The sequence below is a fragment of the Arthrobacter sp. TmtSoilC79 genome (genome assembly GCF_059739405.1).
Genome location: NZ_AP046051.1, coordinates 2,196,582 through 2,216,169, shown reverse-complemented (window position 1 = coordinate 2,216,169; position 19,588 = coordinate 2,196,582). Strand labels below are relative to the sequence as shown.

The 19,588-nt window shown below is 61.1% G+C and carries 18 protein-coding genes; 5 read left to right on the top strand and 13 right to left on the bottom strand.

Features of this window, described 5'->3' with window-relative positions; genetic code table 11:
- Positions 1–30 precede the first annotated feature (30 nt).
- Positions 31–705 carry a peptide deformylase gene (locus AC6JA3_RS10300; RefSeq protein ID WP_091551849.1) on the bottom strand — a complete coding sequence of 225 codons (675 nt, stop codon included), beginning with the start codon at positions 703–705 and terminating at the stop codon, positions 31–33.
- Between the two features lie 51 nt (positions 706–756).
- Here AC6JA3_RS10300 and AC6JA3_RS10295 point away from each other — a divergent pair, with 51 nt between their 5' ends.
- Positions 757–1,164: a nuclear transport factor 2 family protein gene (locus tag AC6JA3_RS10295; RefSeq protein ID WP_026540720.1), complete on the top strand. Its 408-nt coding sequence runs from the start codon at positions 757–759 to the stop codon at positions 1,162–1,164.
- On the opposite strand, the gene AC6JA3_RS10290 is transcribed toward AC6JA3_RS10295, so the two are convergent.
- Genes AC6JA3_RS10290 through AC6JA3_RS10280 form a run of 3 tightly spaced genes read right to left on the bottom strand, consistent with a single transcriptional unit; the run spans position 1,165 to position 4,150 of the window.
- Positions 1,165–2,295, bottom strand: a complete 1,131-nt coding sequence (locus AC6JA3_RS10290) for an FAD-dependent oxidoreductase (RefSeq protein WP_347783359.1) — start codon at positions 2,293–2,295, stop codon at positions 1,165–1,167. It abuts the gene before it with no gap.
- Positions 2,296–2,309: 14 nt separating this feature from the next.
- The gene (locus AC6JA3_RS10285) at positions 2,310–3,017 is read right to left on the bottom strand and encodes a class I SAM-dependent methyltransferase (RefSeq protein WP_026540722.1); all 708 of its coding nucleotides are present in this window, start codon (positions 3,015–3,017) and stop codon (positions 2,310–2,312) included.
- Positions 3,014–4,150, bottom strand: a complete 1,137-nt coding sequence (locus AC6JA3_RS10280) for a type III polyketide synthase (protein WP_026540723.1) — start codon at positions 4,148–4,150, stop codon at positions 3,014–3,016. Before AC6JA3_RS10280 ends, AC6JA3_RS10285 begins: the two co-directional genes overlap by 4 nt.
- Before the next feature lie 131 nt (positions 4,151–4,281).
- Here AC6JA3_RS10280 and AC6JA3_RS10275 point away from each other — a divergent pair, with 131 nt between their 5' ends.
- Entirely contained in the window at positions 4,282–6,675 is a 2,394-nt protein-coding gene (locus tag AC6JA3_RS10275; RefSeq protein WP_347783358.1) for an ATP-binding cassette domain-containing protein, read from the top strand.
- Positions 6,676–6,755: 80 nt separating this feature from the next.
- Here AC6JA3_RS10275 and AC6JA3_RS10270 read toward each other — a convergent pair whose 3' ends face one another.
- Complete coding sequence (locus AC6JA3_RS10270) at positions 6,756–7,976, bottom strand: FAD-dependent oxidoreductase (protein ID WP_347783357.1); 1,221 nt, start codon at positions 7,974–7,976, stop codon at positions 6,756–6,758.
- A 103-nt stretch (positions 7,977–8,079) separates the two neighbouring features.
- On the opposite strand from AC6JA3_RS10270, the gene AC6JA3_RS10265 reads away from it, so the two are divergent.
- The 3 genes from AC6JA3_RS10265 to iolB all read left to right on the top strand — a co-directional run bounded on the left by AC6JA3_RS10265 (position 8,080) and on the right by iolB (position 10,693).
- Entirely contained in the window at positions 8,080–8,562 is a 483-nt protein-coding gene (locus AC6JA3_RS10265) for a MarR family transcriptional regulator (protein ID WP_026540726.1), read from the top strand.
- A gap of 476 nt (positions 8,563–9,038) precedes the next feature.
- Entirely contained in the window at positions 9,039–9,779 is a 741-nt protein-coding gene (locus AC6JA3_RS10260; RefSeq protein ID WP_026540727.1) for a GntR family transcriptional regulator, read from the top strand.
- A 20-nt stretch (positions 9,780–9,799) separates the two neighbouring features.
- Positions 9,800–10,693: a 5-deoxy-glucuronate isomerase gene (gene iolB / locus AC6JA3_RS10255; RefSeq protein WP_026540728.1), complete on the top strand. Its 894-nt coding sequence runs from the start codon at positions 9,800–9,802 to the stop codon at positions 10,691–10,693.
- A 79-nt stretch (positions 10,694–10,772) separates the two neighbouring features.
- Here iolB and AC6JA3_RS10250 read toward each other — a convergent pair whose 3' ends face one another.
- From AC6JA3_RS10250 to AC6JA3_RS10215, 8 genes are all read right to left on the bottom strand, one after another.
- The gene (locus AC6JA3_RS10250; RefSeq protein ID WP_347783356.1) at positions 10,773–11,807 is read right to left on the bottom strand and encodes a Gfo/Idh/MocA family oxidoreductase; all 1,035 of its coding nucleotides are present in this window, start codon (positions 11,805–11,807) and stop codon (positions 10,773–10,775) included.
- Positions 11,808–11,857: 50 nt separating this feature from the next.
- A complete protein-coding gene (locus tag AC6JA3_RS10245; RefSeq protein WP_347783355.1) occupies positions 11,858–12,895 on the bottom strand; it encodes a Gfo/Idh/MocA family protein in 1,038 nt (345 codons plus the stop codon).
- Positions 12,892–13,890: a Gfo/Idh/MocA family oxidoreductase gene (locus tag AC6JA3_RS10240; protein WP_026540731.1), complete on the bottom strand. Its 999-nt coding sequence runs from the start codon at positions 13,888–13,890 to the stop codon at positions 12,892–12,894. Before AC6JA3_RS10240 ends, AC6JA3_RS10245 begins: the two co-directional genes overlap by 4 nt.
- Before the next feature lie 100 nt (positions 13,891–13,990).
- The gene (locus AC6JA3_RS10235) at positions 13,991–14,917 is read right to left on the bottom strand and encodes an ATP-binding cassette domain-containing protein (protein WP_026540732.1); all 927 of its coding nucleotides are present in this window, start codon (positions 14,915–14,917) and stop codon (positions 13,991–13,993) included.
- A gap of 13 nt (positions 14,918–14,930) precedes the next feature.
- On the bottom strand, positions 14,931–15,980 hold the full coding sequence (locus tag AC6JA3_RS10230) for an ABC transporter permease (RefSeq protein ID WP_347783354.1): 1,050 nt from the start codon (positions 15,978–15,980) through the stop codon (positions 14,931–14,933).
- Between the two features lie 61 nt (positions 15,981–16,041).
- The gene (locus tag AC6JA3_RS10225) at positions 16,042–17,043 is read right to left on the bottom strand and encodes a substrate-binding domain-containing protein (RefSeq protein ID WP_026540734.1); all 1,002 of its coding nucleotides are present in this window, start codon (positions 17,041–17,043) and stop codon (positions 16,042–16,044) included.
- 236 nt (positions 17,044–17,279) lie between these two features.
- A complete protein-coding gene (locus AC6JA3_RS10220; protein ID WP_051421513.1) occupies positions 17,280–18,716 on the bottom strand; it encodes a sugar porter family MFS transporter in 1,437 nt (478 codons plus the stop codon).
- Positions 18,713–19,588 (bottom strand): sugar phosphate isomerase/epimerase family protein, encoded by an 876-nt coding sequence (locus AC6JA3_RS10215; protein WP_026540736.1) that lies wholly within the window; start codon positions 19,586–19,588, stop codon positions 18,713–18,715. Before AC6JA3_RS10215 ends, AC6JA3_RS10220 begins: the two co-directional genes overlap by 4 nt.

The following is a 19,588-nucleotide window of genomic DNA, read 5'->3' as shown; positions in this document are numbered from 1 at the left end:
GGCGGCGGCACGCTGCGTTGGTTGATCCTTTCAGCGCAGGAAGCCCAGGTTCCGGCGGGCATCATCAATGTCCGGAGCGGCCCAACGGGCAGAATGCTCCGCATTGCTGGAAAGGGACCTGATTTCGGCGCGGTCCAGGTACAGCGTTCCATGGAGGTGGTCCGTCTCGTGCTGGACAATGCGCGCCTGCCAGCCGGAGAACCATTCCTCCACGCGCACACCCGCGGGTGTGAGGTATCTCAGCTCCACATTCCGGTGCCGGGTCACCACCGCCTGGTAGCCGTTGACGGAGAGGCAGCCCTCATAGAAGGAGGCCGTCTCCGAGCCCAACGGCAAGTACTGCGGGTTCACAATGGCAAGAAACTCCAAATGTTCCCGGTGCCGGACAGCGGCCGAAACCGGGTCAAGATCATACTGATCCTCCAGCACCGCGAGTTGCAGGGGGATGCCCAGCTGCGGGGCAGCCAAGCCGACACCGGGCGCATCGTGCATGACCTCACGCATGCGGTCCACCAGGGCTGCGAGTTCAACGTCGTCCAATTGGCCGTCATAGGGCGCCGCCAACTGTCGCAGCACGGGGTGTCCGGCCTGGACAATCGGGGGGAGTCCATCAGCATCAAGCAACCTGCGGACGGCGTCCCTGATCTGCGTGGAGTTGAAGTCCGTAGCCGGGCCCACGGCCTCAGGATGGGGTTGATGGTTCATGGCAAGAGCCTATCCCCAAGGGTCGCCGTTGAGTTGGGCTAGGCTCTACGAATGAGCGATTCATCTTCATTGGACCGTGTGCTCGGATTCGTCCGGACTGTTGAAGCCGGCGGCGGAGCTGCTGAGCTGCGGCCCTTCCTTGCCCCGGACTTCCAGCTGACTGAGTGGCCCCATGCCCTGTCCAAAACCGGCTCCACCAGGAACCTGCAGGAAACTTTGGCCGGCGCCGACCACAGCAAGGACATTGTTGCCGATCAGCGATTCGAAGTGGTGAGAACCACCGCCCAGGGCACCCGGGTTGTCCTTGAAATGAACTGGTCGGCCACGCTGTTGCTCGATCTTCCGCACTGGGACCGCGGCGACACCATCCGGGCCAGGAGTACAGCCGTTTTTGAGCTCCGGGACGGCCTGATCGTCAGCCAGGATACGTACGACTGCTATTACACGACGCCGGAATAGCTAGCGCATGGTGAAGCGCCGTTCCACCAGCCCGGCGACTGCCGGAAGCCCAAGCACTTGGGCAAAGAGTTTGTTCCGGGCTTCCATGGCAGCCGGCGCCAACGGCCTGCCCAAAGCCATGTTCAGTCCAGCCTGACGCGATGCACGCCGGGCCGATTTCCTGCGGGATTTTTCAAAGACCTGAAGCAACCGGCCCACGTCCGAACCACCGAATGATGCATCCATGATGGGCGCCAATGCTGCAGCATCCAACCAGCCAAGGTTCATGCCCTGGCCCCCGATCGGGCTGATTTCGTGGGCTGCGTCGCCGAGCAAAACCACCCGGCCGTGCACCATTCGTTCTGCCAGGCGCGACCGGACCTCGAAGGCGCTCACCATGGTGTTGCTGCCCGCATCCGGGAACTCGCCGGTTCTGGCGCCGATCAGCGCAGCCAGCCCGGCCGCCGTCGTGCCTTGGTCCGGTGACCCCAACCTGACCACCCATCTGCGCACACCGCCCGGCAGCGGAAAGGATTCAACAATCCCGGCGGGCTCCAGGTACAGGACAGCGTCGGTACCGTGACCGGTGGCATCAGCGAAATCTCCCATGATGTAGCTATCCGGATAGCTCCGTGCAGGCAGGTGTGGAAGGATCCGTTGGCGGACCGCTGAATGGGCTCCATCAGCGGCCACCACCAGGCGGGCGCGGAACTCCAGGGCACCAGCGGCGGAATCCGCTGCGACCCGAACCGACCTGAAGTCGTCCACTACTTCCTGGACGTCCGCTCCCCGGACAATTGCCTCGGCGTCCAGTTCAAGAACTGCCTCCTCCAGGACCCTCTCGGTCACCGCCTGCGGTACCGCGAGGATGAAGGGGAAGGCGGGATCGCCGTCGAACGCCAGCTGGGCCACCATGCGACGCCGGCTGTAGGCAACGCCTCTCCGGATATGGACTCCGGCGGCAATCAGCTCCCCGGCAACCCCCGCGCGGGCCAGTTCCGCCAACGCCGGAGGGTGGATGCCGATGGCGCGCGAACTCCCGCTGCGGCTGGTCCTCCGTTCCAGGATCCGCACCCGGTGACCCCGCTGCAACAACAGTGCCCCCATGAACAGGCCCACCGGACCGGCACCGACGATCACGACGTCAAACATCTTCCCCCTCTGGCTCAAGGCCGCTCCGGCCCATGGACCAGCAGGTGGTGCCAAGGACCGTTTGCCTCGACGCTCCAGGTCTCCGGAACGGTGGATTCCAGCTCCTGGGCTGTGTAACTGCGTTTGATGGACACCAAGCCGTCGCCCCAAATGTAGGAGCCTGGTCCCAAGGGCCAGAAGCCGATCATGAACAGTACGTAGGAGAGGTTGCTTCGTTTGAGATCGTTATGGAGCACCAGGCCTCGGCTGAGGGCTTCGGAATCGCTCAGGACACCGGCGAGTTGCCCGGAATCGAGGTGGTGGAGGATGTGGTTGGAGATGACGAAGTCAAAGACCTTGCCCTCGGCCACCAATTCGGAACTGTGGGCCTGACGGTAGGTGACACCCTGGGCCGAGCCGGTTCCGGTGGCAAAGGCGAAGGCCCTGGCATCAGGATCGATCGCTGTCACAGTGAGGAGGAAACCGTCTTTCCGGGCCCAGTGTGCGAGGCTGCGCGCAACGTCACCACTGCCGCAACCAATATCCAGGAGGGACGCCGACCCCTGCGCCGCCAACACAGGCCGGATTCTGCGGACGTAGGTTCGGCGCCAACCGGAAAGCAGCCTGTTGACCACCGGAAACCTGGCATAGGTCCGGGTGAGCCGTTGGGGGTCGCAGTCAGTCTTGTCCATCTCCTCAACCGCATACAGGTCCCGCTCTCGAAGGGACCCCCAAGGACTCACAGATCGGGGGAGAGAAGGGTAAAGAGGCCCGTCTCCACCGTCAGACCCGGACCGAACGCCATGGAACAGATCCGCTCCTCACGTTCGCTGGCGGGAACGCCCAGCATGTACTTCAGGACAAAGAGCACCGTGGCGCTGCTCATGTTCCCGTACTCACGCAGTATTTCCCGGGCCGGGACCAACTGCTCCTGGGTCAGTTCCAGTTTGGACTCCACCTTGTCCAGGATGCTGCGGCCGCCCGGATGGATGGCCCAATGGGTAATGTCACGGTACGGCAGCCCGGCCAACTCCGGTTCCTTGGCGAGGAGCGGTTCCAGGGCACCGGTGATGTGTTCCTCGATAATGTGCGGGACATAGGAGCCCAACACCATTTCGAATCCTTCATCGCCGATGTTCCACGCCATGGCTTCCTCACCTACGGGTGTGAGTACGGTCTCGAAGTGGTCCAGCCTGATGACCGGTTCGGGTCCTTCCGGTTCTTTCGCCGTCACGATGGCCGCTGCCGCGCCATCACCGAAGATGGCTGATCCCATGATGGTGTCGGGATCGTTTGAGGTGCGTACATGGAGGGAACAGAGTTCCACGCAGATCACCAGGACCACGGCCTCGGGATCAGCAACACAGAACTGTTTGGCGGCTTTGAGGGCGGGGAATGCTGCGTAACAGCCCATGAAACCGAGGTGGTAGCGCTGAACCGCCGGGTTCAAGCCCAACGCCCTGACAACCTTGTAGTCGGGTCCGGGGTTGAAAAACCCTGTACACGAGACGGTGATGACGTGGGTGATGTCATCGAGGTCAATACCCGAAGCCTGGGCTACTGCCGTCTTTCCTGCCTCCACGAACAACTTGGTTGCTTCGGTTGCGAAGATTTCGTTGCGTACCTTGGTGCTCGGGCTGAGGACCCTGTTGGTCGCGGGGTCGAAGAACTGCGGATTCTCCGAATGGGCATCAAGGCTGAGTTCGGCAACCGCCGTGTAACGGGTATCGATGGCTGCTGAGTCAAAGCACGTGCTGACAAGGCGCGTTCCCAGCCGTGTCAGGCCCGGTTGGGAAGCGAAGACTTCACGGGCCTGCTGCTGGACGAGGATGGTTGGCGGAACTGCGGTTTCAAGGGACCTCACGTATACCGGCATGCTTCATTCTTAGCGAGTAAACGGTGGAAGACAATGGCAGAATCGAACTAACTGACCGAGGTTGGTCACGGATAGCCAGGCGACGCCGACGGGGGACTGTTGGGCAGCGCCGCCCCACAGATGGAGAAATGATGACTATTGCTGCGAGCACTGACACGGATTCTCCCGCGTCGCATGTCGCTGACACCCACGATCTCATCAGGGTCCAGGGTGCGCGCGAGAACAACCTGAAGGACGTCAGCATTGAGATTCCCAAGCGCCGGCTCACGGTGTTCACGGGTGTCTCCGGTTCGGGAAAGAGTTCGCTGGTTTTTGCAACCATCGCCGCAGAGTCGCAGCGCATGATCAACGAGACCTACAGCGCATTCGTGCAGGGATTCATGCCCTCGCTGGCCCGCCCGGACGTGGATATGCTCGAAGGCCTGACGACGGCGATCATCGTTGACCAGGAACGCATGGGCTCGAATCCGCGGTCAACCGTGGGCACCGCCACGGACGCCAACGCCATGCTGCGGATCCTCTTCAGCCGCCTGGCCCAGCCACACATCGGCTCACCCAACGCCTACTCCTTCAACGTCCCCACGGTGAAGGCCAGTGGTGCCATCACCGTTGAGCGGGGCGAGGGCAAAACGAAGACGGAAAAAGCCACCTTCAGCCGCTTGGGCGGTATGTGCTCACGGTGTGAAGGGATGGGCTCCGTCAACGACTTCGACCTGACGGCACTCTATGACGGCACCAAGTCCCTTAGCGAGGGTGCGCTCACCATTCCCGGCTACACCATGGATGGTTGGTACGGACGGATCTTCAGCGGTTCCGGTTTCTTCAACATGGATAAACCCATCGCCAAGTTCACCAAGAAGGAGCTCCACGACCTCCTGTACCGCGAACCCACCAAAATCAAGGTGGAAGGCATCAACCTCACCTACGAAGGCGTGATTCCCAAGATCCAGAAGTCGATGCTCAGCAAGGATGTGGACGCTTTACAGCCGCACATCCGGGCGTTCGTTGAGCGTGCCATCACCTTCACCACGTGCCCTGAGTGCGAGGGGACGCGGTTGAGCCCCGAGGCACGCTCGTCCAGGATCAAGGGCAAGAGCATCGCAGATGTCTGCACCATGCAGATCAGCGACCTCGCCGACTGGATCCGCGAACTCCATGAGCCCTCGGTGGCACCGCTCCTGAAGGGCCTCCAGCACCTCCTGGATTCCTTCAAGGAGATCGGCCTGGGGTATCTCTCCCTCGACCGTCCCGCCGGCACCTTGTCCGGGGGAGAGGCGCAACGGACCAAGATGATCCGGCACCTTGGATCATCCCTCACCGACGTAACCTACGTTTTTGATGAACCCACCATTGGACTCCATCCGCACGACATCGAAAGGATGAACCAGCTGTTGCTGCAATTGCGGGACAAGGGCAACACGGTCCTGGTGGTGGAACACAAACCGGAAACAATTGCGATCGCCGATCACGTGGTTGATCTTGGGCCCGGCGCAGGAACCGGCGGCGGCTCCGTCTGCTACGAGGGAGATCTGGACGGACTGCGGGGGAGTGCGACCATCACCGGACGCCACCTCGATGACCGTGCCTCCATCAAAGAGAAAGTTCGCACTTCATCCACCCACTTGGAGATTCGGGGAGCCTCCACCAACAACCTCAAAAACGTCGACGTAGACATTCCCCTCGGCGTTCTTTGTGTCCTGACCGGTGTGGCCGGTTCCGGCAAGAGTTCCCTGATCCACGGCTCTGTGGCGACGCGCGAGGGCGTTTTGGTGATAGACCAGGGCGCCATTCGTGGGTCGCGCAGAAGCAACCCCGCCACCTACACAGGACTGCTGGAACCAATCCGGAAGGCGTTCGCCAAGGCCAACGGCGTGAAGCCGGCGTTGTTCAGTTCCAACTCCGAAGGCGCCTGCCCCACCTGTAACGGCGCCGGGGTGATCTACACGGATCTGGGCGTGATGGCCACTGTGGAGTCGCCCTGTGAAGAGTGCGAGGGAAGGCGCTTCCAGGCCTCGGTTCTCGAATATAAGCTGGGGGATCGCAATATTGCAGAAGTGCTTGCAATGTCCGTGAATGAAGCAGGAGCCTTCTTCAGCGAGGGGGAAGCCAAAACTCCGGCGGCGCACAAAGTGCTGGTCCGCTTGGCAGATGTTGGCCTCGGCTACCTCACGCTGGGGCAACCGTTGACCACCCTGTCCGGCGGTGAGCGGCAACGGCTGAAGCTGGCCACGCAAATGTCCGAGAAGGGCGATATCTACATCCTGGATGAGCCAACTACCGGCTTGCACCTGGCTGACGTCCAGAACCTCCTCGGAATGCTGGATCGTCTGGTCGAATCTGGCAAGTCCGTCATCGTGATCGAGCACCACCAAGCCGTCATGGCTCACGCTGACTGGATTATCGACCTCGGGCCAGGTGCAGGTCACGACGGCGGCAACATCGTCTTCGCTGGAACACCGGCAGAGCTTGTGGCTGGGAAGTCGACCCTGACGGGCAAGCACTTGGCCGCTTACGTGGGCGCCTGAGAACTCCAAGCGCTTCGGGCCGGCCCGGTCCGTCCCGGCCCGAAGTGCAGCCGCGCCCGCATTTGCTGACCCCTTTCCGCTCAGGCGATGTCCGACGTCGCGGTGTCCCATTGGATGTGATGGCGATACACCCAATCGAAGGTGTCCTCCGATCTGCGGGCAATTCCCCGGAAGACCGCCGGAAGGACCAGGTCCTCGAAGACGCGCTTGAACTGGCCTCGGATTTTCGGCGCCGCATTTCGGCGTCCCCATTCCACTACCGATTCCGCCCGCGACCGGCGCTCGTTCTCATATCGAGCCAGCGCCTCCGGGAGTGAACCCTGCTCCTGGCCTTGAAGGGAACGGCCCAGGGTGACTGCGTCTTCGATGGCCATCGAAGCTCCCTGCCCCGACGACGGCGAAGCTGCGTGGGCGGCATCGCCCACCAGGACAAGCCTGTCGCGCTGCCAGCGGGGAATACTTGGAAAGTCCGAAGTGGTGTAAGGCCTGATGATGTCATCCGTGGCGGTAATGATGGCCGCCATGATGGTGCGGTCCCCGGCGACGAGGTTGGTCAGCCACGCCTTACGGGCCCCCGCGTCCAATGTGGCGGGATCTTCAGAGGACCGTTGCAGGGGGTTGGCAAACCACCAGATCCGGCCGTCAGGATCCTGCATGTAGCAATAGAAGCAGCGCTTGCCGAAGACCATCTTCATTCGCCCGGCTTCGATGTCCAGCAGCCCGGGCGGCAGAACCCCTGCCGGGAGTATTCCGCCCGTGTTGAGCAACGGAATGTTCCTTGGTTCCGGCGAATCGGGGTCAATCAGCGTTCTGACCCGTGAGTGAAGGCCATCGGCACCAACCAGGATGTCTCCATGCGCAGTGGTTCCGTCGTGAAAAACGGCGCTCACGCCGTCGGGTGTTTCCTCCACTGCGGTCAACCTTTTGCCGTAAACAATGCCGATGCCCCGCCGGCCGGCTTCTTCCCGCAGCATCGCGTACAGCTCGGAGCGGGTCATGGTGCGGGCGGTGGTGCCGTCAGGCAGGGACCCGCCGTAGTCGAAGTCGATAAGGTGCTTGCCGCTGCTTCCCAAGTACATGGACATCAGGGGAGTGCTGAAACCCAACCGGCCCGCCGCGCCTTTGAGCCCAAGGGTGTCCAGGGCATCAAAACCATTGACGGCCACCGTCAGGAAGCCGCCGATGCCATCGGAGGGCACTCCGTAGGCTTCGAAGATGACTGGCCGGTGGCCGGCCTTGTGCAGCGCTATGCCACTTGAGAGTCCGGCAATGCCGGCGCCTATAACCATGCAATTGAACATCAGGGCCTCCAAAGTTATTTCGTTCGGTCGAACGAAATATATCGCTGTGACCGTAGGCCGTCAATCCTTTCGGAATTGCGAAATACCTTGCTAGCCTCGGTGCATGCAGTCAGACAGCGACCCGGATGCCCGAAAAGCCCTGCTCGAAGCGGTTTACGCCTCCGGGCGGGAGCTTTCGACGGCGGCCGTCATGTTCCACACGAAGCTCTCCGAACTTCGCGGATTATCCGCAACCGAAGGCAAAGCCATTGACATCCTGCTGCGGCTCGGGCCAATGACGGCGGGCGAATTCGGTCAGCACTCGGGCCTGGCGCCGGCATCGGTGACCGGCCTGATGCAGCGCTTGGAAAGCAAGGGAATTGCCCGCCGGGTCAGGCATGACGAGGACAAGCGGAAGGTCCTGATAGAACTGGTCGGCGACCAGGTGACAGCCGCGACGCCATATTTCCTGGACTTCATGAACGGACTGGCCGCCCTGCTTGAGGGTTACGGCGATCAGGAACTGCGCGTTATTGCCGACTACTCAGCAAAGGCCGCCGAGATCCAAAAGAACGCGGCTGCACGCTTGGGGCGCGAAGGACTTTGACGCGAAACCGCCGCCCCTCCCGGACCTTCTTCCATAACGCCGATAATCTACATTATGTAAAGTAAAGCGGAAGAGGCCCTCCCCGCAGACCGGGCATTCACCGCCCATCGGCTCGTGCAGAACGCCCTAAAGCAGCCCACCGGCTCATGCAGAACGCCCTAAAGCACCCCTTCCACGCCACACTGGCCTGAAGCCCTCCCTGACGTTTGGCACATCAAGTTCCGCACGGCAAATTCACGGGCGCATGATGAACATAAGAAGCGGCTCGTTCCGCATGCCGTTTACTGGGCTGACGTCAGGACATGGCGGCTCTTCCTTGTCCACAGGCCGAGCGACGAACTTACTTGACCCTCCACGCACGCCTGCTAGTATCGAAAAAAGAACAGCATGTCCTATCAAAAGAACAAAGGGTGACATACCGCGAACGCCGCAGGCACCGGCGCAGCGGCGGGAACCTGGAACGTGGGGAACATTCAGTGGCGAATCAACTTGGTCTTAACATCGACCGCTCCTCCCCCGTGCCCCTTTATCACCAGGTGGTCCAGGGCATCGAGGCAGCCATCCACAGCGGTGTCCTGGAGCCCGGGAGCCGGCTGGACAACGAGATCGACCTCGCGGCGCAGCTGAACCTGTCCCGGCCAACCATGCGCAAAGCCATGGACGAGTTGGTCAGATCCGGCCTGCTGGTCCGTAAACGTGGCGTGGGGACCCAGGTGGTTTCCAGCCAGGTACGCCGGCCGCTGGAACTGTCCAGCTTGTTCGATGACCTCACCAACAACGGCAAGAAGCCCACCACGGAAGTTCTGAGCTTCTCCCACATGGAGGCAGACGCTCCCACTTTGGCCACGCTGCAACTTCCGGCGGGTTCAAAGGTCTACCACTTCACCCGCCTGCGCAAAGTGGGCGGAAAGCCCCTGGCGTTGATGGAGAACTGGGTGCGGGATGACATTGCCGCCATGGATGAAGCCATGTTGGCCAGTGAAGGCCTTTACGCGATTCTCCGCAGAGGCGGCGTGAACTTCCGCTTGGCGACGCAGCGAATTGGCGCGATGATCGCCAACGACTACCAGGCACCCCTCCTGGATACGGACGTCAACTCCGCCCTGGTGACCATGGAACGTACGGCAGTGGATGACACGGGGCGGCGCGTGGAGACGGGCCATCACGTCTACCGCGCCGACTCCTACAGCTTTGAAATGACCCTCGTACAGCGCTAACCGCAAAGGACTCCCCTACCATGACCAATTGGGTCTACCCGCTGGGCACTGCAGCCCAGGGCAACTGGGACATTTCCCTTGGAACATCGGATTCCACAACAACAGTGGACGGCTGGGCGCATACAGGACTGAAGGTCGCCACACTGGCCGCGGGCTCCGCCGTCGAGCTTCCAGCTGCCAATGAAGAACGGATTGTGGTCCCCCTCAACGGATCCTTCACTGTGACCGTGGACGGCGTCGACCACGCCCTCGCAGGACGGCCCTCCGTCTTCAGCGGCCCCAGCGACGTCCTGTACTCGGGCACCGGCAAGGCCGTTTCCATTACAACGGTCGACGGCGGCCGGGTTGCCGTGGCGACTGCGCCGGCACAGGCCTCGTACCCCACACGGCTTATTGCCGCCGCCGAGACTCCGGTCGAATTGCGTGGGGCCGGCAACTGCTCACGGCAGGTCCACAATTTCGGCACGCCTGCGGCACTGGAAGCGGACCGTTTCATTGTCTGCGAGGTCATTACCCCCGCTGGAAACTGGTCATCCTATCCCCCGCACAAGCACGATGAAGAAAAGGATGGCGAAACCCACCTCGAGGAAATCTATTACTTCGAGACGCAGGTTGCCGCCGGCTCCGGGGCACCTTCGGATGCCGACGCCATTGGCTACCAGCGGGTCTACGCCTCTGACGATCGTCCCATTGACGTCGCGGCGGAGGTCCGCACCGGTGATGTGGTCCTGGTCCCCTATGGCTGGCATGGCCCCGCCATGGCCGCCCCGGGCTATGACCTGTACTACCTCAACGTGATGGCCGGGCCGGGCCCTGTCCGCGAGTGGCTCATCAGCGATGACCCGCACCATGGCTGGGTACGGCAGAGCTGGGATGGCCAGGACATCGACCCGCGCCTGCCGTTCGGCGTCTGATCCGGCCCGGTCCCGCCCTGCAAGAAAGAGAAGCCTCCGCCTGAATCCCTTAGATTCAGGCGGAGGCTCTTCTCTTTGGTCAGAGCTTGACTGCCAGCGCCACTCTGACCGGCGCTCCCGTCACCAGCGATTCCTGCGCTGCATCCGCTACCCGCGATGCCGCTACAGCGTCTTCGGGTGTGCAGGGATTCTTCCGCTCCCCCAGTATCAACTCAACGAACGCCGCCATTTCGGAGTGGTACGCCGCCTCAAAACGCTCGGCGAAGATCTGGTGCGGGTGCCCATCCGGGAAGGTGATGCCCGGTTCAGCAGAAACCATGGCGGTCTTCGGGTCCAGGCCCACCATGACCGAATTGTTGGAACCCTGGATCTCCAACCGGACATCGTGCCCGGCCCCGTTGTAACGGCTGGCCGAGACCGTTCCTACAGTGCCGTCGTCGAAAGTTACAACGGCCAGGGCCGTATCCACATCTCCCACTCCACCAATGGCCGGGTCCCCGTTGTTCGAGCCCTTCGAATACACCTCAACGATTTCCCTCCCCGTCAGCCACCGGAGGATGTCAAAGTCATGGACCGAGCAATCACGGAACAAGCCGCCGGATGAGGCGAGGAATTCCACCGGCGGCGGCGTCATATCGCACGTGACGGCACGCAGGGAATGTATCCAACCAAGCTCGCCGGCCTGATACGCCCGTCGTGCTTCGAGGTAGCCGGCATCGAAGCGACGCTGATGACCGATCTGCACCACGCCGTTATTGGCCCTGATGTACTCGAGCACCGGCAACGCGTCACCAACGTTCATGGCCACCGGCTTCTCGCAGAAGACCGGAATCCCGGCGTCCACACCAACCCGAATGAGCTCGGGGTGGGTGCCCGTTCCGGTGGCTATGGCCAAGCCGTCCACCCCGGAGCCGACCAGTTCCGCCACCGACTCCACGAACTCTGCCCCAAGTTCCTCCGCGACCGTCCTCGCATGGTCAGCGGCGACGTCAGTGAGGCGTAGCCGTACGTTTACTCCCCGGCGATGCAGTTCCGGATTCAAAGCGGTGATGTTCTTCGCATGCATGACGCCAATGCGCCCCACGCCGACCAAGCCGAGTGTGATGTCTTTCATGATGTTCCTTCCGGAGAAAATTATGGGTGGTGGCTCGGGGTAGCCGTGGCTTACTGATCGTGCTCGCCCGGGAACACAATCCCCAGCTGGCGCCGGATTTCGTCCGCGACGTCGAGAGTTCGGATGGATGCTTCCAGCGTTCTTTGGCTCGCTTGGAAGTGGCCACTGGAAATGGAGCGCGCTACCGCTGCCGCCTCATAGTGCAGGCCTTCGAAATGGCCGGCCGATGCTTCGTCATAGGGGAGCTTGGACCCGTCAGGGAATCTGACTTCGAATGCGCCCGGCATGTTGAACGGGCCTTCGATCACCAGGGTGGCTTCGGTACCAACGATCGTTGCGGTTGTCGGGGTGAAGTTGTGCAGGTGGGTGTTCACGGTCGCCTGTGCACCGCCGTCGAACGTCATGATGGCCGACAACTGGGCGTTTACGCCTGTCCTGTGGGGCTGACCGAGGGCGTGCAACTCCCGCGGACTCCCCAGCACCTCTGTGACGAGGGCCAGCGGGTATGTGCCGAGATCAAGCAGGGGCCCTCCGGCCAGTTCGGGACGGAAGATGCGATGGGAGGGGTCAAAGTGCTCGCCATATTCGGCAACAACAGTGGTGATGGTTCCCAGCATGCCGGCTTGCAGGATTTGCCGGATCACATCAAACTTCGGCAGGAAAAAGGTCCACATGGCCTCGGCAGCAAATACCCCCGCTGACTCTGCCTTCAGGGCAATGTCCCGTGCCTGGCTGGCATTGAGGCCCAAAGGTTTCTCGATCAGGACATGCTTTCCGGCGTCGATTGCCATCAGGGCGGAAGCGTGATGGGCGGTGTGTGGTGTGCAGACATACACAATGTCCACCTCCGGTGCTGCAACAAGGTCCTGATAATTGCCGTAGGCGGCAGGAAGGTTGAACTTCTCCGCAAACGCTTTGGACCGCTTCAGCGAACGGGACCCGACGGCGGTGATCACCTGCCCGGTATGCGCCTGGACCGATTGGGCGAACCGTTCAGCTATCCACCCCGGCCCCATGATTCCCCAGCGAAGCGCCGGCGCATCTTTGGGGTCCGGAACACGGGACAGCGGAAGTGAAGCCGTGGTCATGAGTAGCTGACTTTGGTCGACGCGCCATTGCTGTGGAGGGACTGGATCATGGCTTGGGCAATAAGGGCCGCATTCAGTCCGTCCTGCGCTCCGGCGAGGGGCGGCTGTTCTCCACGGGCCAAGGCTGAGATCCATGCCTGCAGCTGGAGGCGGTAGGCATCGGCAAAGCGGGGGCGCCAGTCAGGGGGGATGATCTGTTGCCTGGTCCCGTCCTGTTCGATGCTGAGAAGGGTGTGCTCCTGCAAACTGGTCGTCCCCAGCTCGGAGACCACCTCACAGCGCGTGGTGTAGCCGTACCGGGCGTTGAGGTAGAGCTCCAGCGTAGTGAGTGTTCCTTCCGCGGTACGGAGTGTCATGAACGATGGGTCCTGCAAGCCGTCTCCACCATTTCGGGTGCTCTTGCCTGCCTGCCACGACACTTCGGTAACCGGGGACCCCAAAAGCCATGGAATGATATCCAGCTCATGAATGGCCGAATTGGTGATGGCTGACTCGGAGGTGGCGCCCGGAGCCGCCGCAGCATTCCGGCTGACGCAATGGACCATCAGGGGCTCCCCTTGGGACCTTGTTTCCACAGCACTTCGGAGAGCCACGTAGCCAGGATCAAAGCGGCGCATGAAGCCCAGGGACAGGAGTGAGGTACCTGTGGCGGCAACCATGTCGGCGTCGGCAGCCACCACTTCCAGGCTTTCCAGAAGCGTGGGTGCCAGCGGCTTTTCACACAGCACCGGCGTCATCGCCTCGAAGCATTCCAGGACCAAACCGGCGTGCGTGGAATCATGTGAGGCAACAACGACGGCGTCCACCTCACTGGAGTTGATCAGTTCCGACGGGTCCGTCGTGATGCGTGCTGAGGCGGGGGAAGCTGCAGCCGCGCGACCGGCGTCGAGGTCTGCAACAAAAGTGACTTCGGCTCCGCCGATGGTGGTTGAGAGGTTTCTGATGTGGTCAGCACCCATGATTCCAGCGCCAATGACGCCTACCCGGATTGGCATGGTGTTCCCTTCTGATGGTGGGAGTAGTGGGTACAGGTGATGCGCACAGCAGCGCGGGGTGTTCCGGACCAGCTCCGGAACACCCCGCCGCCTGCCGGCATTACCCGTGTTTCGGGCCGCCGGAACTTACTGTGACATCGACGTCGGCCACCTCGGCCTTGACTGCCTTGACCACATCCCCGTGCCCGCCCAGTTGCTCCAGCTCGTGGGCGAGTTCGGCAAGCTCCGCGCCACCGGCCATCTGGGCGGTGAGCTCGTCCAGGGTGATGTCCTTCTTGTCGTAGTAGCCAATGGACTTGCCGCGTTTGAGCAGCAGGAAGCGGTCTCCCACCGGGAAAGCATGGTGCGGGTTGTGGGTAATGAAGATGACGCCGAGGCCGCGGTCGCGGGCCTGGAGGATGTAGCGCAACACCACGCCCGACTGCTTGACGCCCAATGCTGCGGTGGGTTCGTCCAGAATGAGGACTTTTGCACCGAAGTACACGGCCCGGGCGATGGCGACACATTGGCGTTCGCCGCCGGAGAGCTGCCCGATGGGTTGCTCCACGTCACGCAGGTCAATACCCATCTCGGCCAGTTCCTTGAGCGTGATGGCTTTCATTTGCTCGACGTCCATGGACTTGAACGGCCCGAAGCCTTTAGTGAGCTCTGATCCGAGGAAGAAATTGCGCCAGATCGGCATCAGCGGTACCACTGCAAGGTCTTGGTAGACAGTGGCGATGCCTGCGTCCAAGGCATCACGGGGGGAACTGAACTTCCGTTCCTCGCCCATGATGTTCAGGACGCCCTCGTCGTGCTGGTGGAGTCCGGCGATGATTTTGATCAGTGTGGACTTGCCTGCACCGTTATCGCCCAACACACAGGTCACGCGGCCGTTGTCCACGGCCATGGTTACTTCACTGAGCGCGATGATGTTGCCGTAGTGCTTGCCCACCCCATCCAAGGACAGGAGGTGGACGGGTGTGTGGGTGAGTGGATCACGCTCATTTTGCAGCAGCGTTTCCTGGTCGATTGCTTTGGCATTCATTTCCGTGTGCCCCTTACTTCAATTCAGCGCGGCGTTTGACGATGAGGTTGACGATCGTGGCGAGAAGCAGCATCAGGCCCAGGAAGAACTTGAACCAGTCCGGGTTCCACTGCGCATACACGATGCCCTTGTTGGCCATGCCGAAGATAAACGCGCCGATAGCGCCGCCCACGGCCGAGCCGTAGCCACCGGTCAGGAGGCAACCGCCGATGACTGCGGCGATGATGTAAAGGAACTCGTTGCCCACACCTTCGCCGGACTGTACTGAGTCAAAGGCGAAGAGGTTGTGCATGCCCAGGATCCAGCCACAGAAGCCAACGCCCATGAAGAGTCCGATCTTCGTGGCCTTGACCGGAACACCTACTGCACGGGCAGCATTTGCATCTCCACCGACGGCAAAGATCCAGTTACCTACGCGCGTCCGCATGAGAACCCAGGTGGCGACAGCGACGAGGGCAACCCACATGAAGACGGTGATCTTGACTTCGACTCCACCCAGGTTGACGGAGGAGGCAAAGACAGCTTGAGCTGAGGAAAAACCATCCATGTCTGAGATGGAGGGCGATGAAACTCCACCGCCGATCATCCTTGTCAGCCCCAGGTTCAGGCCGGTCAGCATCAGGAACGTGGCCAAGGTGACGATGAAGCTTGGAAGTTTGGTCTTCATCAGGATCCAGCCGTTGATGAAGCCGATGGCCAGCGACACCACCAATGCCAGGCCCACACCGACCCACACGTTGGTACTGAAGTACCAACTGAACATGGATGCCGTGAGGGCTGAGCTAATGACCGCAACACCGGTGGAAAGGTCGAATTCTCCGCCAATCATCAGCAGGGAAACACCTACAGCCATGATTCCAATGGTGGAGCTTCCATAGAGGACTGTGGCAAATGATGCGGGTTGCAGGAATGTGGGCGAAACCAATGCAAAGAAGATGAAGAGGACTATTGCCCCCACAAGGGCGCCCACTTCCGGCCGGCCCAACAGCTTTTGAAGTGGATTGCGCCTGCCGATACGTTCATCACGAAGGGGAAGGGGGGGTTTGGATAAGGTCTGTGTCATGGCTTTCTCCTGCTAGGGCAGGTCCCCGGACGAAAGCCCGGGAACCTGCTTGGGGGAATCCTTAGCGGATACCTTCCTTGGCGAACTTGAGGACGTCGGGGGCCGAGGACTGATCGATGATCGAGGGACCCGTCAGAACAGGAAGGCCGCCGCCAACATGGAATCCGCCACGCTTGACCTGCCACAGCGCGTCAACGGCGCCGTAGCCCTGAAGCCACGGCTGCTGGTCAACGGTGAACGCCACTTTGCCATCGATGATGGCCTGCGCGAGCTCGCCGTTCATGTCAAATGATGCAACCTTGACTTTGCTTTGCAGGCCGAGCGATTCCACTGCCTTGTTGATGGTCAGGGTAAAGGGTGCACCCAGGCCGATGATGGCGTCTGCGTCCGGTGTTGCCTGAAGCTTGGCCGTTACTGTGGAGGAAACCTGGGTCATGTCCGTGCCCTGCACGAAGAGGTTTTCGGTGCCCGGGACTTTCGACTTGACGCCTGCGCACCGTGAATCAAGAGCGACGTTGCCTTGCTCCATAATCACGCAAATTGGATGCTTCACCCCGAGGGAAGTGAGCTTTTCTCCCACCGCCGCGCCGGCCAGGTTCTCGTCGGAGCCGAAGTGGGTGAAAGCGCCCACCTGCTTCCACACATCTGCACCGGAGTTGAGGCTGACCACGGGGATACCAGCATCGGCCGCCTTCTTGAGCACATCCTTCAGGGCGTCCGGCTTGGCCAGGGTGACAGCGATACCGGCCACTTTCTGGTCGATGGCCTGCTGAATCAGTTGGGCCTGCCGCCCGCCTTCGGGATCCGACGTGTAGAGAAGTTCCACATTGTCCTTTGCAGCAGCTTCCTCGGCGCCTTTGCGGAGAATGTCCCAGAAAGTGTCGCCGGGGGCGGCGTGGGTAATGAGCGCTACTTTGATGCGCTCCGTCGAGGCGACCTGTCCCCCACCGGCACCGCCGCCGGTTGAGTCGGTTTTGCCGCCCGTGCTCGAACACGCGCTAAGAGCCAGCAGCGGGACTACTGCGGCCACCACGGCCGCTTTACGCCAGGAAAACTTTCCCACGATGAATCTCCTTTGATTTCAGCTCCGGGCTGCCACCTTGCAGCCACCGGATTGCGCCTACATTGATCATGGTGATCCACGGCACATAAGTCAATAGTTTGTCCTGACATTAGGATGTAATCACGTAATATCCAGTTACTCCATTGAATGGTGGCATCATTCGACAAAAAGGGCAGCACCGCTGATACCAGCGGTGCTGCCCTTTCGTGGCTTGTTTGAAGACTTGGTTGTTGTGCTCAGGGGCCCGTCGGAGCCGCCGGCACTGATGCCTTGCCGGCGACGTTCTTGAAATAGTGCTCCAGGTCCTCAAGAGTCTTGTCCTTGGTTTCCGGGATGAACTTCGCGGCAAAGGTGATGGCAGCGACGCCGAGCACCGCAAAGACGAAGAAGGTATTCGAAAGACCAATAGCCGCCAGTAGCTGGGGGAAGCCAAAGCCCACCAGGAAGTTGACTATCCACAAAACAAAGGCAGAAGCTCCCATGCCCAGACCTCGGATCTTGAGGGGGAAGATTTCCGAGAGCATCAGCCACGTAACCGGGGAAATCGCACCCTGCTGGAACGCGAGGAAGGTGACCGTCAAGGCCAGGATGACAAACCCGCGCGCAGTCCCTTCAGGAAGCACCAAGGAGAAGATCCCAATGAGCAGGAGGGCAGTTGTAGTGCCAATCTGCCCGGTAATGAGCATCTTCCGCCTGCCGACCTTCCCCAGGAGCCAGATCCCTGCAAAGGTTGCCAGGACGGAGATGACGCCGTTGGCAATATTCGCCGTCAGGGCAGCCTCCCGCCCAAATCCTGATTCCGCCAATATCTGGGTGCCGTAGTACATGATCGAGTTCACGCCGGTAATTTGCTGGATCACAGCCAAGCCAAGGCCCACCACGAAAATCCTGCGGAGCCAAGGAATGCCCAGGTCCTTCCATGAACCCATTTTGGACTTGTAGTCCTCCACGGCCATGGCTTTGACGTCCTCGAATTCAACCCTGGCCTCTTCCTGTGACCGAATCCGCCGAAGGACGCTCAGGGTCTCCCCGAAGTTCCCTATGGAAGCAAGCCACCGCGGGCTCTCGGGCATGAAGTTCATGCCAATCCAAAGGGCGATCGCCGGCAGCGTTGCGATCACCAGCATCCAACGCCAGATTCCGCCCGCTTCCCCGAACGTGTTCCCCAGGTAGGCATTGAAGATAAAAGCCAGCAGTTGCCCAGTGACAATCATGAGCTCGTTCTGGGTGACAATCCTGCCACGGCGGGCACTGGGAGAAACTTCAGCAAGGTAGACCGGCACCGTAACCGAGGCACCACCGACGGCCAGGCCAAGAATGAACCGGGCAGCCACCATGATTTCCGTGCTCGGAGCGAAAGTACAGGCAAGTGTTCCCAGCAGGAAGATCATGGCAAGGACCATAATCATCCTGCGCCGTCCGTGCCGGTCGGCGAGCCTTCCACCCAAAAGGGCTCCAAACGCGGCGCCAAACAGCAGTGAAGAGGTCACCAGCCCTTCGGTCAAGGGCGTGAGGCCCAGGTCCTCCTGCATGTACGGCAAGGCGCCGTTGATGACGCCGGTGTCGTAGCCGAAGAGGAGCCCTCCAAAAGTGGAGATGATCGTCACGGTCCGGAGTGCCCTCCGGTGGTTTACCGGCTTCGCAGCGGTCTCCGAAGGCAATGGAGCGCTCACGCGCTGACCTTTTGAATATGCTGCTTCATTGTCTCCAACTGGTAGACGGAGACTTCCTCCGCATTCTCATCCTCGGCGAAGACTGAGGAAACCATGACGGTGTTCTCCTTGTCCAGGAACCCGATCTCCTTCAGCCCGCCAAAGAACTCATCCCAGTTCACGTCGCCGTCGCCGATTTTGAGGTGCTGGTGGACGCGGACTGCGTTGCCTGGTGGGTTGGTGATGTAGCGAAGTCCGTGGGAGGCATGGTGGTTCATGGTGTCCGAGACGTGGACCAAGCGCAGCTTGTCGCCGGCCGCCCGCATGATCTCCAGGGGCTTGTTGCCCATATGGAAAGAATGCGAAGCCACGTACACCATGCCGATGTTCGGTGAGTTGACGCCCCGGATGACGCGCAGTGCCGCCAACCCGTCCTCCACGAAGTCATCAGGATGCGGATCTATGAGTACGTCCATGTCTTCGCGTTCAATGATCGGCAGCAACTCTTCCATGGAGCGGTAGAACGCGCGCTCGGACTCTTCGGCTTTCTCCGGTCGGCCGCTGAACTCAGTGTTCATGGTCTGGACACCGAGGTCCACTGCAATCTGGATGGCCCGCTTCCAGTAGCGGACGGCTGCTTCCCGTGCGTCCTCGTCGGGTCCGGACCAGCGCAGAACGGGCAGGACGGAGGCGATTTCGACGCCGGCGTCCTTGCACGCGGCCTTCAGCTTGGCCACCAACTCATCATCCGCTTTGGGGTGGTTGTAGAACGGAATGAGGTCCGCATGGGGAGTCATCTGAAGGTACTTGTAGCCAAGGTCGGCAGCTACCCGCGGGAAATCCAGCAGGCCGTGGCTATGGTGAAACGGTGTGGGATCAAGGGCAATCTTCAT

Bases quoted from the DNA above. Each gene is read 5' to 3' on its own strand.
- AC6JA3_RS10300 (WP_091551849.1), bottom strand. From the start codon at position 705: ATGAACCATCAACCCCATCCTGAGGCCGTGGGCCCGGCTACGGACTTC.
- AC6JA3_RS10295 (WP_026540720.1), top strand. From the start codon at position 757: ATGAGCGATTCATCTTCATTGGACCGTGTGCTCGGATTCGTCCGGACT.
- AC6JA3_RS10290 (WP_347783359.1), bottom strand. From the start codon at position 2,295: ATGTTTGACGTCGTGATCGTCGGTGCCGGTCCGGTGGGCCTGTTCATG.
- AC6JA3_RS10280 (WP_026540723.1), bottom strand. From the start codon at position 4,150: ATGCCGGTATACGTGAGGTCCCTTGAAACCGCAGTTCCGCCAACCATC.
- AC6JA3_RS10275 (WP_347783358.1), top strand. From the start codon at position 4,282: ATGACTATTGCTGCGAGCACTGACACGGATTCTCCCGCGTCGCATGTC.
- AC6JA3_RS10270 (WP_347783357.1), bottom strand. From the start codon at position 7,976: ATGTTCAATTGCATGGTTATAGGCGCCGGCATTGCCGGACTCTCAAGT.
- AC6JA3_RS10265 (WP_026540726.1), top strand. From the start codon at position 8,080: ATGCAGTCAGACAGCGACCCGGATGCCCGAAAAGCCCTGCTCGAAGCG.
- iolB (WP_026540728.1), top strand. From the start codon at position 9,800: ATGACCAATTGGGTCTACCCGCTGGGCACTGCAGCCCAGGGCAACTGG.
- AC6JA3_RS10250 (WP_347783356.1), bottom strand. From the start codon at position 11,807: ATGAAAGACATCACACTCGGCTTGGTCGGCGTGGGGCGCATTGGCGTC.
- AC6JA3_RS10245 (WP_347783355.1), bottom strand. From the start codon at position 12,895: ATGACCACGGCTTCACTTCCGCTGTCCCGTGTTCCGGACCCCAAAGAT.
- AC6JA3_RS10240 (WP_026540731.1), bottom strand. From the start codon at position 13,890: ATGCCAATCCGGGTAGGCGTCATTGGCGCTGGAATCATGGGTGCTGAC.
- AC6JA3_RS10235 (WP_026540732.1), bottom strand. From the start codon at position 14,917: ATGAATGCCAAAGCAATCGACCAGGAAACGCTGCTGCAAAATGAGCGT.
- AC6JA3_RS10230 (WP_347783354.1), bottom strand. From the start codon at position 15,980: ATGACACAGACCTTATCCAAACCCCCCCTTCCCCTTCGTGATGAACGT.
- AC6JA3_RS10215 (WP_026540736.1), bottom strand. From the start codon at position 19,588: ATGAAGATTGCCCTTGATCCCACACCGTTTCACCATAGCCACGGCCTG.